General features: G+C 39.3%; 13 protein-coding genes. 8 read left to right on the forward strand and 5 right to left on the reverse strand.

Annotated elements, in window-relative coordinates:
• Positions 1-9 precede the first annotated feature (9 nt).
• From ACFQ3Q_RS05795 to ACFQ3Q_RS05825, 7 genes are all read left to right on the forward strand, one after another.
• Complete coding sequence (locus ACFQ3Q_RS05795) at positions 10-561, forward strand: serine O-acetyltransferase (RefSeq protein ID WP_380743845.1); 552 nt, start codon at positions 10-12, stop codon at positions 559-561.
• Positions 561-1,724, forward strand: coding sequence for a glycosyltransferase (locus ACFQ3Q_RS05800; protein WP_380743847.1), 1,164 nt, complete (start codon positions 561-563; stop codon positions 1,722-1,724). Before ACFQ3Q_RS05795 ends, ACFQ3Q_RS05800 begins: the two co-directional genes overlap by 1 nt.
• A 1-nt stretch (position 1,725) precedes the next feature.
• A complete protein-coding gene (locus ACFQ3Q_RS05805) occupies positions 1,726-2,799 on the forward strand; it encodes a glycosyltransferase (RefSeq protein ID WP_380743848.1) in 1,074 nt (357 codons plus the stop codon).
• A 194-nt stretch (positions 2,800-2,993) separates the two neighbouring features.
• Positions 2,994-4,184 (forward strand): O-antigen ligase family protein, encoded by a 1,191-nt coding sequence (locus tag ACFQ3Q_RS05810; protein WP_380743850.1) that lies wholly within the window; start codon positions 2,994-2,996, stop codon positions 4,182-4,184.
• Positions 4,141-5,157: a glycosyltransferase family 4 protein gene (locus tag ACFQ3Q_RS05815; RefSeq protein WP_380743852.1), complete on the forward strand. Its 1,017-nt coding sequence runs from the start codon at positions 4,141-4,143 to the stop codon at positions 5,155-5,157. Before ACFQ3Q_RS05810 ends, ACFQ3Q_RS05815 begins: the two co-directional genes overlap by 44 nt.
• Positions 5,154-6,164 (forward strand): glycosyltransferase family 4 protein, encoded by a 1,011-nt coding sequence (locus ACFQ3Q_RS05820; protein ID WP_380743854.1) that lies wholly within the window; start codon positions 5,154-5,156, stop codon positions 6,162-6,164. The genes ACFQ3Q_RS05815 and ACFQ3Q_RS05820 overlap by 4 nt, the downstream gene beginning before the upstream one ends.
• Positions 6,165-6,203: 39 nt before the next feature.
• Complete coding sequence (locus ACFQ3Q_RS05825; RefSeq protein ID WP_380743856.1) at positions 6,204-7,598, forward strand: exopolysaccharide biosynthesis polyprenyl glycosylphosphotransferase; 1,395 nt, start codon at positions 6,204-6,206, stop codon at positions 7,596-7,598.
• 1 nt (position 7,599) lies between these two features.
• Here ACFQ3Q_RS05825 and lnt read toward each other — a convergent pair whose 3' ends face one another.
• Complete coding sequence (gene lnt / locus ACFQ3Q_RS05830) at positions 7,600-9,192, reverse strand: apolipoprotein N-acyltransferase (RefSeq protein ID WP_380743858.1); 1,593 nt, start codon at positions 9,190-9,192, stop codon at positions 7,600-7,602.
• 159 nt (positions 9,193-9,351) lie between these two features.
• Here lnt and ACFQ3Q_RS05835 point away from each other — a divergent pair, with 159 nt between their 5' ends.
• Positions 9,352-10,107, forward strand: coding sequence for a CDP-alcohol phosphatidyltransferase family protein (locus ACFQ3Q_RS05835; protein WP_380743860.1), 756 nt, complete (start codon positions 9,352-9,354; stop codon positions 10,105-10,107).
• Between the two features lies 1 nt (position 10,108).
• Here ACFQ3Q_RS05835 and lptB read toward each other — a convergent pair whose 3' ends face one another.
• Genes lptB through ACFQ3Q_RS05855 form a run of 4 tightly spaced genes read right to left on the reverse strand, consistent with a single transcriptional unit; the run spans position 10,109 to position 13,055 of the window.
• Positions 10,109-10,849, reverse strand: coding sequence for an LPS export ABC transporter ATP-binding protein (gene lptB, locus ACFQ3Q_RS05840; protein ID WP_380743861.1), 741 nt, complete (start codon positions 10,847-10,849; stop codon positions 10,109-10,111).
• Positions 10,850-10,896: 47 nt separating this feature from the next.
• Positions 10,897-11,250 (reverse strand): carboxymuconolactone decarboxylase family protein, encoded by a 354-nt coding sequence (locus ACFQ3Q_RS05845; RefSeq protein ID WP_380743863.1) that lies wholly within the window; start codon positions 11,248-11,250, stop codon positions 10,897-10,899.
• 3 nt (positions 11,251-11,253) lie between these two features.
• Positions 11,254-12,090, reverse strand: coding sequence for a twin-arginine translocase subunit TatC (gene tatC, locus ACFQ3Q_RS05850; protein WP_380743865.1), 837 nt, complete (start codon positions 12,088-12,090; stop codon positions 11,254-11,256).
• On the reverse strand, positions 12,087-13,055 hold the full coding sequence (locus ACFQ3Q_RS05855; RefSeq protein ID WP_380743867.1) for a KpsF/GutQ family sugar-phosphate isomerase: 969 nt from the start codon (positions 13,053-13,055) through the stop codon (positions 12,087-12,089). The genes tatC and ACFQ3Q_RS05855 overlap by 4 nt, the downstream gene beginning before the upstream one ends.
• Positions 13,056-13,085: the final 30 nt, after the last annotated feature.

A 13,085-nucleotide genomic window follows, 5' to 3' on the forward strand; every position in this document is an offset into this window, starting at 1 on the left:
GAGGAATATATGCTGAGAAAGTTTAATGCCGATTTAAAGAAATACAAGAAGTACGGTAAAAAATCCAGTATGAGTCTTCTACTTACTCAGCAGGGTTTGTGGGCCCTGTTCGTTTATAGGGTTAATAATTCTATTTATAGGAAAAAAATACCTGCAGTCTTAAAAAGGCCACTTCTATTTATCGGTTTGTTTTTTCAAAAATTAATGGAAATTATTACCGGTATCTCTTTACCATACTCGGCATCTATTGGTGAATCCTGTTATATAGGTCATTTTGGGGGTGTGATAGTTAATTCAATGGCAATTATCGGAAGGAATTGCAATATCTCTCAAGGGGTTACTATAGGAGTTAGTGGAAAAGGAAGTAAGAGAGGAGTACCAGTCATTGGAGAGAATGTATATATAGGCGTAAATGCTGTTATTGCAGGGAAGATCACAATAGGAGATAATGTTGTTATTGCTGCCAACTCGTTGGTTACAAGATCGGTGCTTGATAATAAAACCGTTATGGGAGTTCCTGCTGAAGTAATTTCTGAAAATGTATCAAATTCTTATATCTGATGAGGTTTTTGGTAATATCAGGGGCTCCTTTATTTGTTAAGGATGATGTCAAAGCCGCATATCCTCCATATGTGAGGGAGATGGATATATGGTTTAGTCAGGTTCAGAATATAAAGATAGTATCACCAGGCACATATCCATTTTCATTTCCAACGAAAGAATTCAAACGGCAGGATGTTGGTTTCACTTCACTTTCTTTTTTACAGTTTAAAGGAGTCAGGAAATCCATAATAAGTTTGTTGAGCCTGCCTGGAATTCTTTTAAAGCTAAAAGAGGAAATGAGGGAAACGGACCATATACATCTGCGTTGTCCTGGGAATATTTCATTGTTGGGCTGTATGATCCAGATCTTTTTTCCTTCGAAATCGAAAACAGTTAAGTATGCGGGGAATTGGGATCCACAATCACATCAGCCATTTAGCTATAAACTTCAGAAGGCGATCATAAGAAATTCCTTTCTTAGTAAAAATATGAAGGTGTTAGTTTATGGAGACTGGCCGGAGCAATCAAAAAATATTGTTCCCTTCTTCACTGCATCATTTAGAGAAAGCGAAAAAGAGACGATTGTAAAGGATTTTAGGGAGCCTTTAAAAATGATTTTTGCGGGTGCGCTTGTGAAAGGGAAAAGACCTATGCTTGCTATAAAGCTGGTTGAGAAATTGAGGTCTTCGGGAGTGGATATGGAGTTGGATTTATTTGGAGAAGGCGAATTGAAGAAAACTTTAGAGAATTATATTCAAAAGAATCAACTTTGCGGTTTTATTCGACTTAACGGGAGTGTTCCCCTGGAAGAATTAAAACAGGAATATAAAAAAGCACATTTCCTGATCCTGGCCTCAAAGAGTGAAGGCTGGCCAAAAGCTATGGCGGAAGCCATGTTCTTTGGGTGCATTCCAGTTAGTACTTCGGTGAGCTGTGTTCCGTGGATGTTGGATTATGGCAAACGGGGAGTGTTGTTAGGTTCAGGTTCTGATTCCGAAAATGAAGACGATAGGGAATCTATACTGATAAAAAGAGGATTTGATCAGATTAGATCTTTGATGGGAAAACTGGAAGTTTTAAAAGAGATGTCGACCGAAGCAATGAGATGGTCGCAACAGTATACTTTGGAAAAATTTGAAGCCGAAATAGAAAAACTCTTAATCTCAGAAGAACAGCTCTAATATGAGAATACTTCAGCTTATAGACTCTTTGAGACCGGGGGGAGCAGAAAGAATGGCGGTAAATCTGGCTAATGAATTGAATTCAAGAGTTGAAGCATCTTTTCTTTGTTGCACCAGGAAGGAAGGCTTACTTAAAAAAGAAATTCATCGCCAAATCGGATATCTTTTCTTAAACAAGAAAAGCAAACTGGATGTCAATGCCTTTCTAAGACTCAGGCATTTTATACTTCAAAACAAAATAAATATAATTCAGGCTCATGGTACTTCCTGGTTTTTTGGCGTACTTTTGAAATTTGCCATTCCTTCAGTGAAACTTATCTGGCATGACCACTATGGAAATAGTGATATACTTGAAAATAGGAATGAAAGATTGTTGAAGTTTTTCAGCTACAAGTTCGATGGTGTTATTGCTGTAAACCAGAAACTGAAAAAATGGGCGATAAGCACACTAAAAGTTTCAAAAGTAATTCAGTTAAATAATTTTGTTGTGCTGCCAGCCTTCGATGAGCAACCAGAGGATAATTCAGTATTATCAAGCAAGGGCTTCAATATTCTTTGCATAGCAAATTTAAGACCTCAAAAAGATCATAAGAATCTTCTAAATGCCTTTGAATTAATCGCTTCAGAACATGAGGACATATACTTATATATGGTAGGTGAAGATCCAAAAACAGATTATTCTGCTGAAATATTAGAAAAGATTTCTAAATCTATATATAGTTCCAGAATCTTTTATTATGGCAGTCAAAATCCAGTAACTCAATTTATAAAGCAAGCGAATATTGCAGTACTTTCGTCAAAATCGGAAGGGTTGCCGTTGGTTTTATTGGAGTATGCCGCTGTCGGTTTGCCAGTGGTGTGCACCGATACAGGCGAATGCAGAAAAATAATAAGTAGTAATGAGCTTTTAGTGCCACCTGAAAATCCCGAGGCTATTAGAGCTGCAGTTTTGAAATTATATAGAAATGATTTCGAAAGAAAAAATGAAGCAGAAAAAATGAGGGAAAAAGTTGAGGAGTTTTATGGGGTAGAAAATTTTATATCATCTTACCTAGATTTCTGTGAAAAACTATAATTTTAAACATACTAAATCCCCATAAAATTAATAATCTAAGCTACATAAACTATTTCCAAGTCGTCCTAGCACATGTTTTACTGGGATTTCTGGTTTATGCTTATCGACCGGCTGGTGAACTTTTGCTTTTCGGAACTTTAATTTTTTGGTTATTCTTTGTCATTGTAAATCAAAATAAAAATAATGAAGCCCTTATGGCTGCGGGTTATATCGCAGGAGCGGAGGTTTTTTATCGGATGACAGGCTCTATGGTCTTTTATGAGACCGGTAAATATAGTGTCATTATTTTTCTTTTGATTGGAATGTTATATAAAGGAACTTCTTCAAAAACTGTAACATACTGGATCTACCTTTTAATTCTCTTTCCGGGGGTTGTAATAGCTTCTTTTACTTTAGATTATGATGTGGTGTTTAGAAAAGCTATAGCTTTCAATCTTAGTGGTCCTGTATGTCTTGGAATTTCGGCTCTTTATTGCTATTATAAGAAAATCACCAAAACACAATTTAGTTATGTTTTATTAATGCTTTTGCTACCGCTTATCGCGAATATGGCATATTTGTTTTTTTATACTCCAAGTTTGGGAGAAGCCCTTATGTATGGTACAAACTCAAATTTTGCTACTTCCGGAGGTTATGGTCCAAATCAGATTTCTACTGTAATGGGACTTGGTGCTTTTATACTTTTTACAAGACTTATTCTGATTAAAGATAAGGTTATAAACTTGTTGGATTTAATTTTATTTGGCTTGCTTACGTATAGAGCACTTATTACTTTTTCCAGAGGAGGAGTTATTACTGCTATCTTCTGTATCATTGCCTTTGCGTTATTTTATTATTATAAGCAAAACCGAAGGGAACAAGCGAACCTTATTTTTAAATTTATATTATTTGCCGCAGTATTGACTGGGACATGGGTTTATTCAATAATTAATTCTGAAGGCCTTATTTTTAACCGCTATACAAACCGAGATGCAGCCGGTAAACTTGAAGACGATATAACTACAGGTCGTACTGATTTGATCATAACTGAATTACAAGGTTTTTATCATAATCCAATAATTGGCATAGGCGTAGGAAAAGGGAAAGGAATGAGAAGTGACCTCACGGGCACGGCAACGGCTTCCCATAATGAAATTAGCCGATTACTTTCAGAACATGGATTGTTAGGATTAACTGCCGTTCTAATTCTTATATTTGTCCCAATTGTTTTTTGGGTCAAGTTTAAGAACAATTATTATTTTTTGGCGTTCTTAGCATTTTGGTTTTTGACGATTAACCATTCCGCGATGCGGATAGCCCTGCCTGCTTTTGTTTATGGATTGGCCTTATTATATATTGTAGATGACAAAAAGAATCCTGTACATAGGAAACGACTTACAAATTAACAGCTTTACCGCTACTTATATTTCTTTTTTCAGCAAGGTGCTGAAGAGAGAGGGGTATAGGGTTAAAACTGCTTCTACCAGAAATAATAAGGGGCTGAGGTTAATGGAAATGCTGGGCCTGATAGTTCGTTTTCATAAGTCGACAGATGTGGTCCTTATAGATACTTATGGGGCGATGAATTTCTATTATGCCTATTTGGTGGCGAAAACCTGCCAGTTTTATAATCTGGAATACATTCCTATACTTCACGGCGGTAATCTTCCGGAGAGGCTTGAAGCTTCGGGGAAGTTCAGTAAAAGTTTATTCGGTAAGGCTAAAATGAATGTAGCTCCTTCCCTTTTTTTATATGAGATATTTAAAGGAGCAGGGTTTGACAATATTAAACTGATTCCAAATTCTATTGAGATAGACAATTATCCCTTTAAAGAACGCAAGAAATTTTCTCCCAGACTGTTGTGGGTGAGAAGATTTCAAAAGAGGTATAACCCTATGCTCGCACTAAAAGTTCTGCAGAAGCTTACCAAAGAATACCCAAACGCAAGTCTTTGTATGGTAGGTCCCGATAAGGACGGGAGTATGAAAGCCTGCAAGACCTTTGCTAAGAAGCATTCTCTGGATGTGAAATTTACCGGGAAGCTTAAGAAAAAAGAATGGGCAGAGCTATCTGAAGACTACGATTTCTTCATCAATACCACTACTATAGATAATACGCCTATAAGCGTAATAGAAGCTATGAGTCTGGGACTTGCGGTTGTTTCCACCAATGTCGGGGGAATGCCGGTTTTAATTGAAAATAATAAAGATGGTATCCTTGTTCCGGAAAATGATGCCGGGAAGATGACCGAAGCTATTATCAGGTTATTGGAGCATCCTGAAGAAACCGCTGAAATTTGCCATAACGCCCGTAAAAAAGTTGAAAAATTTGCCTGGCAGCTGGTTAGGGAAGACTGGAACAGATTGCTGGAATCATGAGACGCTTGGTTTATATTGGAAATAAACTTGAAAGTCGCGGAGGAGCACCAACTTTTACCGATACTTTCGTAGGAATGCTCAAGGCAGAAGGCTTTGAGGTTGAGAGTGCCTCGGGTTTTAAAAATAAACCCCTGAGGCTATCGCATATGCTTTTTAACATTCTTAAAAATGCTTCAGCCGAAAGCCTGGTTCTAATAGACACTTACAGTACACAGAATTTCTGGTATGCCGTATATGCCGGAAAACTTTGCAGGCTGCTTAAGCTGCAATATATTCCGGTGCTGCACGGCGGTAATCTTCAGAAGAGATTAAATTCTAATCCAAAGGAGTGTAAAGCCTTATTTAGTAACGCCAAGATCAATGTAATTCCTTCCCCGTACCTGTATCATATTTTTGAAGATTACGGGATAAAAAATATTACCTGTATTCCTAATGCAATTCCCGTGGAGGATTATGACTTTGAGCAGCGAAATTCTGTACAGCCGAAACTGCTATGGGTAAGAGCTTTTGACAGCATCTATAATCCGCTTACAGCGATAAAAATTCTTGAAAAAATATTGAGGAGTTATCCTGATGCGGAACTCTGTATGGTAGGACCTGACAAGGATGGAAGCCTGTCTGAATGTGAGAAATATGCTTTATCCCGAGATCTTCCGGTGAAATTTACAGGGAAACTCGATAAAAGGCAGTGGATCGAACTTTCCCGGGATTATGATATCTTTTTAAATACTAGCGGGATTGATAATATGCCATTGAGTGTGATAGAAGCAATGGCTCTTGGCTTCCCTGTGGTGTCAAGTAATGTGGGTGGGATCCCGCATCTTATTAGCTCCGGAGAGAATGGCCTTCTTGTTGATCCGGGTGATATTGAAGATTTTGCAGGTTCTATTGATCTTTTGGTTAAAAATCCTTCAAAGACAGCTACAATTAGTGCAAAGGCAAGGGAGAAGGCAAAAAACTTCGATTGGGCCAAGGTCAAAGCCGATTGGTTGCAATTACTAAGCTAAAAATTTTATCTTTAGCCCATTATCTGCTAACTCTGCCTAATGTCTAAACAGCCCCTATTTCACTTTGAAATTTCTGAGCGCAAAGTCTTGCTTCGCTTGTTTGACAGTATCTCGGTGATTGTAACACTGGGGCTGGTAGGGATCATATTTCAGTTCGATTATTTCCAAATCACATCAGATTACTGGAACTGGTCTTTGGCTTTATTGCTTTATCTCAATCTTTTTACCACGGTTTTTGAACTGTACGATCTGCAGATAGCCAGTAAGTTTGACCTGGTTCTTAAGAATGCCCTGTTAGCAAGTTCGCTTACGGTCCTCTTCTTTATGCTGACTCCTTATTTTACTCCGAGTCTGCCTGATAACCGACTTCAGATTATCTTCTTTTTCTTTGCGATTATCTCTCCGCTTCTTTTGTGGAGGTATACTTATATTGCGCTGATATCTTCCCCGCGTTTTTATAAAAGAGTGCTGGTGGTTGGAGACTCATTCGATATTAACCTGATCGCAACTTCCCTTCAGAAATCTGATCCCAATTATGTGGTTGTTGGATATATAAATACTGATGATAAGGTTAAAACATCCATTAAACAAAAGGACCTTATTCAGCTAAATGTAGATGAACTGGAAGATGCCATAGAGGATCATCATATAAGTGAGATCGTTGTCACGAGTGCTTATCAGAAAGGCTTGATGCTTCCGCTGTATAATCATTTAAGTGAACTTTTGAAATCGGGTTTCCCTATCAGAGATTATATCCAGGTTTATGAAGAGGTGACCCGAAGAGTGCCGGTACAACACGTAGATAAGGATTTTTATAAATATTTCCCATTTAGCCGAAGTAACCAGAACAAATTTTATGTGCTTTCCTTTAGGGTTCTTGATATTCTGGTGTCCATTCTGGGGATAATTTTCGGGTTGCTTATTTTGCCTTTTGTACTGATAGGTAACCTGGCTGCCAACAGGGGAGAATTGTTTTACAGGCAGGAACGCGTAGGGAAGAACGGAAAGATTTTCAATATTTATAAGTTCAGGACTATGGATAAGAATGCCGAATCCAATGGGCCACGCTATGCTGAAAAAAATGATGCCAGGATTACCCGCTTCGGAATGTTCTTAAGACGAACCCGGATAGATGAAATTCCTCAGTTCTATAACGTATTAAAAGGCGATATGAGCCTTATCGGCCCTAGACCGGAACGCCCCGTTTTTGTAAAGGAATTATCAGAAAAGATCCCTTTCTATGACATCAGGCATATTATAAAACCCGGATTAACGGGCTGGGCGCAGGTAATGGCCAATTACGGGACCAGCCATACAGATAGTCTCGAGAAACTACAGTATGATCTTTATTACATTAAACACCGGGGGCTTTTTCTCGATATGAATGTTCTTCTAAAAACATTGAGTACCATAGTCTTTTTCAGAGGTCAGTAATCTAGATACCTCTTCCTCTTTTAAATTTCACGATGGCGAAAAGGAACAGGAAGAAAGCCAGGAATCTTGAAACCCTGGCAATATAATCCCCATACTTAGTATAAAATGTCTTCTCAGAATTTAAGGCAACCCTGGCCTTGATACTACCCTGTTTCTCGTAACCCAGACGCTTATAGATCTTTCCGGTGGGAGCTATAAAGGCTGAAATGCCTGTATTGGCACTTCTAACCACCGATCTTCGGGTTTCTATAGCACGAAGCCTTGCATAGCTTAGGTGTTGCTTATGTCCCTGTGTGTTTCCCCACCAGGCATCGTTGGTAATAATGCTTAGGAATTCTGCACCATTATCCACATATCCCGTCACGTACTCTCCATATACCGATTCATAGCATATGATTGGTGCGGTGGAGCTGTTAGTGTTTAGATCAAGAGCAGAACGATTTTTCTGGGTGGTTTTCATAGCTACCGTCCCTCCCAGGTCGATCATAATATCCCCTAAAATGGGGCGCAAAATATCCTGATATGGGAAGTTTTCGACCCCAACCACAAGTTTTGATTTATGGTAAAGCTGGGTAGAGTCTGAACCATTCATCAAAAACGCTGAATTATAGTCGTCATACCAGTCCATTGGTCCTATCTGATTGGATTGTGAACTGACTTTTTCGGGATCGCTGAATCTTTCGTAAAAGGAGATTCCGCTCAAAAAGTTAAGTTCCGGATACCTGTAGATAAGTTGCCTTCCGAAGAAAGAAGCTTCAGATCTGTCAAAGTTGGGCAGTACGGTCCCGTCAGCAAAGACTGTTTCCGGTGCCACAAGAATATCGGTACTATCGGTAACTTTTTCACTTGCAAGCTTCAGAAGCAATTCCCCTACACGGGTATCGTTGGTGTTATATTTCTCGGTGTAAGGATCAATATTAGGCTGTATGATTACGGCTTCCAGGCTTTTTTCAGGTGTTTTAAAGTTATAAAGCAGGAGATATGAAATTGCTATGGGCAGTGCTATAATAAGCGTAGATTTAAAAACACCCCGGTAAATGATTGATTTATCTTTAAACTCTTTATATAATATTACGGCTTTAAAAATGGCAATATTCACCAGAAGAACCCACAAGGTTCCGCCAAAAGTTCCTGTATATTCATACCACTGCACCCATTGGTAATATTCTGAAAAGGCATTTCCAAGATTAAGCCAGGGCCAGCTAAATTCCCAATCCAGGTGTAGTTTTTCAAAGACGATCCAGATGCTTATGAAAAATGCGGAAGCGGCAGTGAAATTGGTTCTTTTAGCTACTACGTGATAAAGGAGAAATACCGTTGCCATCAACAATGAATTTACCAGGATGGCAAATGCACCTCCAAAGGCCGTGGAATAGTAGATCCAGTAAGTAGTGACAAGGTTCCATATAAAAAAACTCAGGTAAGATAGGCCGAAAATCCGCCATTTGATGAGCCGGAGTTTTGAATTGCGTATGTTGAATTCAGCAAGAAGAAGCGGGACGAAGGCAAAAAATAACAATAAAGGAAAGCCATAGGTAGGCCAGGCCAGGGCCAGTAAAATTCCGCTTAATAAAGCATATATAAGGTTCTTCATAGTAGGATATTCTCTTCAAAAATAGGAAACTGAAATGTAACTGGTTTATCAATCTTATAAATTCCTGCAATTCTTAAAAATGCGCAAATATTTCTTAATGCTATTATAGTAGTATCACTGATGAAATCCTATTTTATTACATTTACGAAAAACTAGCCAATGACTATCAAAAAGCATATTCCGAATTTTATAACGCTCTTAAATCTTTTTAGCGGTTGCATTGCCGTGATCTTCGCGGTACAGGGCAATCTTGTAATGGCAGCTGTTTTTGTGGCGGCCGGGATATTTTTCGACTTTTTTGATGGGCTTGCAGCAAGGGCTCTTGATGTGAAAAGCGAGGTTGGCCTGCAACTGGATTCTCTTGCCGATGTGGTTACCAGTGGAGTGGTGCCAGGCATTGTAATGTTCCAGATGTTGAAGAATGCCATTCCGCAGAACCTGAAGGAAGTGAATACAGACTGGGATATGGCCACTGAAGTCTTAGGCTGGAACCTGAACAATTTTGCGCTTTTTGGGCTTTTAATAAGTCTTGCTTCGGCTTACAGGCTGGCAAAGTTTAATGTGGACGAAAGACAAACCGATTCTTTTATTGGGCTGCCAACACCGGCAAATGCATTATTGATCTTAAGCCTTCCTTTAATTCTGACCTTCCAGCCAGGGGAGTTGGTTTCTTCTCTAATTCTGAACGAATGGTTTTTGATTGCCCTTACCCTTTTCAGCTGTTATATTTTAAATGCCGAAATTGGCTTGTTTGCTCTGAAGTTTTCGGACTGGTCTTTTAAGAACAATAAGCTCAGGTATTTCTTTTTGATCTTTTGTGTAGTGATGATCCTGCTGCTTCAGTTTATAGCAGTGCCGGTGATCATTATAAGCTATGTGATCCTTTCCTTACTAACAGGAGGGACGAAAGTTTAGGTTACTGGAATAACTTCTTCTTCCTTAATTCGAAATTCTGTCCCAGGTAAACTTTTCTTACCATTTCATCTTCGGCAAGTTCCTCCGGAATTCCGTGTTTTAGAATGCTACCTTCAAACATCAGGTAAGTTCTGTCTGTAATAGCCAGGGTTTCCTGCACGTTGTGGTCGGTGATAAGGATCCCGATATTTTTGTTTTTCAGCTGGGCCACGATTCTCTGAATATCTTCAACGGCTACCGGGTCTACCCCGGCGAATGGTTCATCCAGAAGAATGAAATTGGGATCTGTAGCCAGGGCTCTCGCGATCTCTGTTCTTCGGCGTTCCCCACCACTAAGAAGGTCACCTCTGTTTTTACGGATATGCCCTAATCCAAATTCCTCGATCAGGGACTCCATTTTTAAATGTCGTTCCTTTTTGGAGAGCTTGGTCAGCTCCAGCACGCTCATAATATTGTCTTCAATGCTCAGCTTCCTGAAAACCGAAGCTTCCTGAGCGAGATAACCTATCCCGTTTTGCGCTCTTTTATACATCGGGTACTTGGTGATATTCACTTTATCCAGAATGATATTACCTTTATTTGGCTTGATGAGTCCAACGATCATATAGAAGGAAGTGGTCTTCCCGGCGCCGTTCGGACCTAAAAGACCTACAATTTCACCCTGATTGACCTCAAGGGAAATTCCTTTTACAACTTCTCTTCCTTTATATGATTTAACTAAATTTTCGGCGCGTAATTTCATTCCTTAATTTTGAATAAAGATAGCATTAATTATACCGTAACGGAATTTTACTCTCCTTTGGCTTCCTCAAGGGCTTCCCAGTATTCGTAAGCTCTCCTAAGGTGCGGGATCACTATGGTTCCTCCAATAAGCGTTCCTATACTTAAGGTTTCCATTACCTCGTCTCTGTTTACGCCCTGCTTATAGCTGGATTCCAGGTGATATTTAACACAGTCGTCACAACGCAGGACAACTGAGGCTACAAGGCCCAGTAGTTCCTTGGTTTTTTTGTCTAAAGCGCCTTCAGTGAATGCATTGGTGTCCAGATTAAAGATCCTTTTTAAAACCTTGTTGTTCTCTCCAAGGATCTTGTCATTCATCTGCTGACGGTAGGAATTGAATTCGTCAACTTTATTGATCATAGCTTATTTTTTTGTTTTAATTTCTCTTTTATAAATAAATTTTGAGATATAGATGCTCACTTCATATAGTATCAAAACAGGAACGGCGACTATTATCTGACTTACAATATCAGGAGGTGTAATAATAGCAGAGATAATCAGGACGATTACCAGTGCGAATTTCCTGTATTTTTTGAGGAAATCGGGTGTCACAACCCCTACTTTCGTAAGGAAGTAAATAACTATTGGGAGCTCAAAGATGAGCCCGGTTGCTATCACCGAAGCTCTTACGAGGCTTATATAACTTCCAATATCAAACTGATTGATAACCGATTCGCTTACCTGGTATTTTCCAAGGAAATTGATGGATAAGGGGGTTACCACATAATATCCGAATAATACTCCCAGGAAAAATAAAAGGGAGGTTACAAAAATAAATCCTTTGGCGTACCTGCGTTCCGTATCCCGCATTGCCGGGGCCACGAACTTCCAGAATTCATAAATCACGTAAGGAAACGCAATGATAAAACCTGCAGTGATAGAGGTCCAGATATGTGCTGAAAACTGGCCGCCCATTGTTCTACTCTGGATGCTAAAAGGCATTTCATCAAAGCAAAATCCGCCATCTATCCCAACCATAGTAGATAACCGGCACAGGACATCATACGAGAAGAAGTTACCACGACTGGGACCAAAAAGCAGAACATCAAAAATGAAGCCTTTAGCCAGAAAGGCAACAGATGCGGCAATCACCACAGAAAGGGTGGCCCTTATCAAGTGCCATCTAAGTTCTTCCAGATGATCCAGAAAAGACATCTCGTCTTCCTGAGGTTGTGGTGGCGGAGCTATCTTTTTTGTCATAAAATCCCTTCTCGAATTAAATTATGAATATGAACAACCCCGGCATATTTATTATTTTCATCAACCGATAATAACTGTGAGATCTTATGCTCTTCAAGCATTTCCAAAGCATCAACAGCCAGAGCATCTTCATCTATGGTCTTCGGGATCTTGCTCATAATATCTTTAGCTTTAAGGTCTTTAAAGTCAGAGTTGTTCTTAAGCATTCTTCTTATATCTCCATCGGTAATGATCCCTATGATCTTATCATCTTCAATTACCGCTGCAACCCCCAGCATTTTTTCAGAAATCTCGATAATGGCATCTGTAATTCCCGTGTCTGGACTTACTCTGGGTTTTTGGTTTTGAGAAGTGATATCGCTTACTCTCAAATATAATTTCTTCCCTAAAGATCCTCCCGGGTGGTACTTGGCAAAATCTTTACTTGAAAATCCTTTCAGTTCCAAGAGGCAAACTGCCACGGCATCTCCAATAACCATTTGGGCTGTAGTGCTGGTGGTTGGAGCCAGGTTATTTGGACAGGCTTCTTTTTCAACATAGGAATTCAGCACAAAATCGGCTTCTTTTCCCAGGAAAGACTCTTTATTGGCCGTTATGGCGATAAGGGTATTCCTGAAGTTTTTTATGAACGGGACAAGCACTTTGATCTCAGGACTGTTCCCGCTTTTTGAAATACAGATCACGATATCATCTTGCTGAATAATTCCAAGGTCGCCGTGAATAGCATCGGCTGCGTGCATAAAAATAGCCGGAGTTCCGGTAGAGTTCAGTGTAGCAACAATTTTGGTTGCTATTACTGCACTTTTTCCAATTCCGGTAACGATTACCCGCCCTTTAGATTTGTAGATGCTTTCTATGGCTTCAACAAACTCATTATCAAGAAGATTTTCTAAATTTGCAATCGCTTTGGCTTCGGTAGAAATTGTTTCTTTTGCAGCGTTAAGAATTTTTTCGTGAAGTTTCAAATTTGATAAAATTATGAATTGTAAGAACTA

This window comes from Salegentibacter chungangensis (assembly GCF_042678405.1).
Taxonomy (GTDB): domain Bacteria; phylum Bacteroidota; class Bacteroidia; order Flavobacteriales; family Flavobacteriaceae; genus Salegentibacter_A; species Salegentibacter_A chungangensis.

What these genes read in the sequence shown, in the direction of transcription:
- ACFQ3Q_RS05795 (WP_380743845.1), top strand. Translation starts at nt 10, where the DNA reads ATGCTGAGAAAGTTTAATGCCGATTTAAAGAAATACAAGAAGTACGGT.
- ACFQ3Q_RS05800 (WP_380743847.1), top strand. Translation starts at nt 561, where the DNA reads ATGAGGTTTTTGGTAATATCAGGGGCTCCTTTATTTGTTAAGGATGAT.
- ACFQ3Q_RS05805 (WP_380743848.1), top strand. Translation starts at nt 1,726, where the DNA reads ATGAGAATACTTCAGCTTATAGACTCTTTGAGACCGGGGGGAGCAGAA.
- ACFQ3Q_RS05810 (WP_380743850.1), top strand. Translation starts at nt 2,994, where the DNA reads ATGGCTGCGGGTTATATCGCAGGAGCGGAGGTTTTTTATCGGATGACA.
- ACFQ3Q_RS05815 (WP_380743852.1), top strand. Translation starts at nt 4,141, where the DNA reads ATGACAAAAAGAATCCTGTACATAGGAAACGACTTACAAATTAACAGC.
- ACFQ3Q_RS05820 (WP_380743854.1), top strand. Translation starts at nt 5,154, where the DNA reads ATGAGACGCTTGGTTTATATTGGAAATAAACTTGAAAGTCGCGGAGGA.
- ACFQ3Q_RS05825 (WP_380743856.1), top strand. Translation starts at nt 6,204, where the DNA reads ATGTCTAAACAGCCCCTATTTCACTTTGAAATTTCTGAGCGCAAAGTC.
- lnt (WP_380743858.1), bottom strand. Translation starts at nt 9,192, where the DNA reads ATGAAGAACCTTATATATGCTTTATTAAGCGGAATTTTACTGGCCCTG.
- ACFQ3Q_RS05835 (WP_380743860.1), top strand. Translation starts at nt 9,352, where the DNA reads ATGACTATCAAAAAGCATATTCCGAATTTTATAACGCTCTTAAATCTT.
- lptB (WP_380743861.1), bottom strand. Translation starts at nt 10,849, where the DNA reads ATGAAATTACGCGCCGAAAATTTAGTTAAATCATATAAAGGAAGAGAA.
- ACFQ3Q_RS05845 (WP_380743863.1), bottom strand. Translation starts at nt 11,250, where the DNA reads ATGATCAATAAAGTTGACGAATTCAATTCCTACCGTCAGCAGATGAAT.
- tatC (WP_380743865.1), bottom strand. Translation starts at nt 12,090, where the DNA reads ATGACAAAAAAGATAGCTCCGCCACCACAACCTCAGGAAGACGAGATG.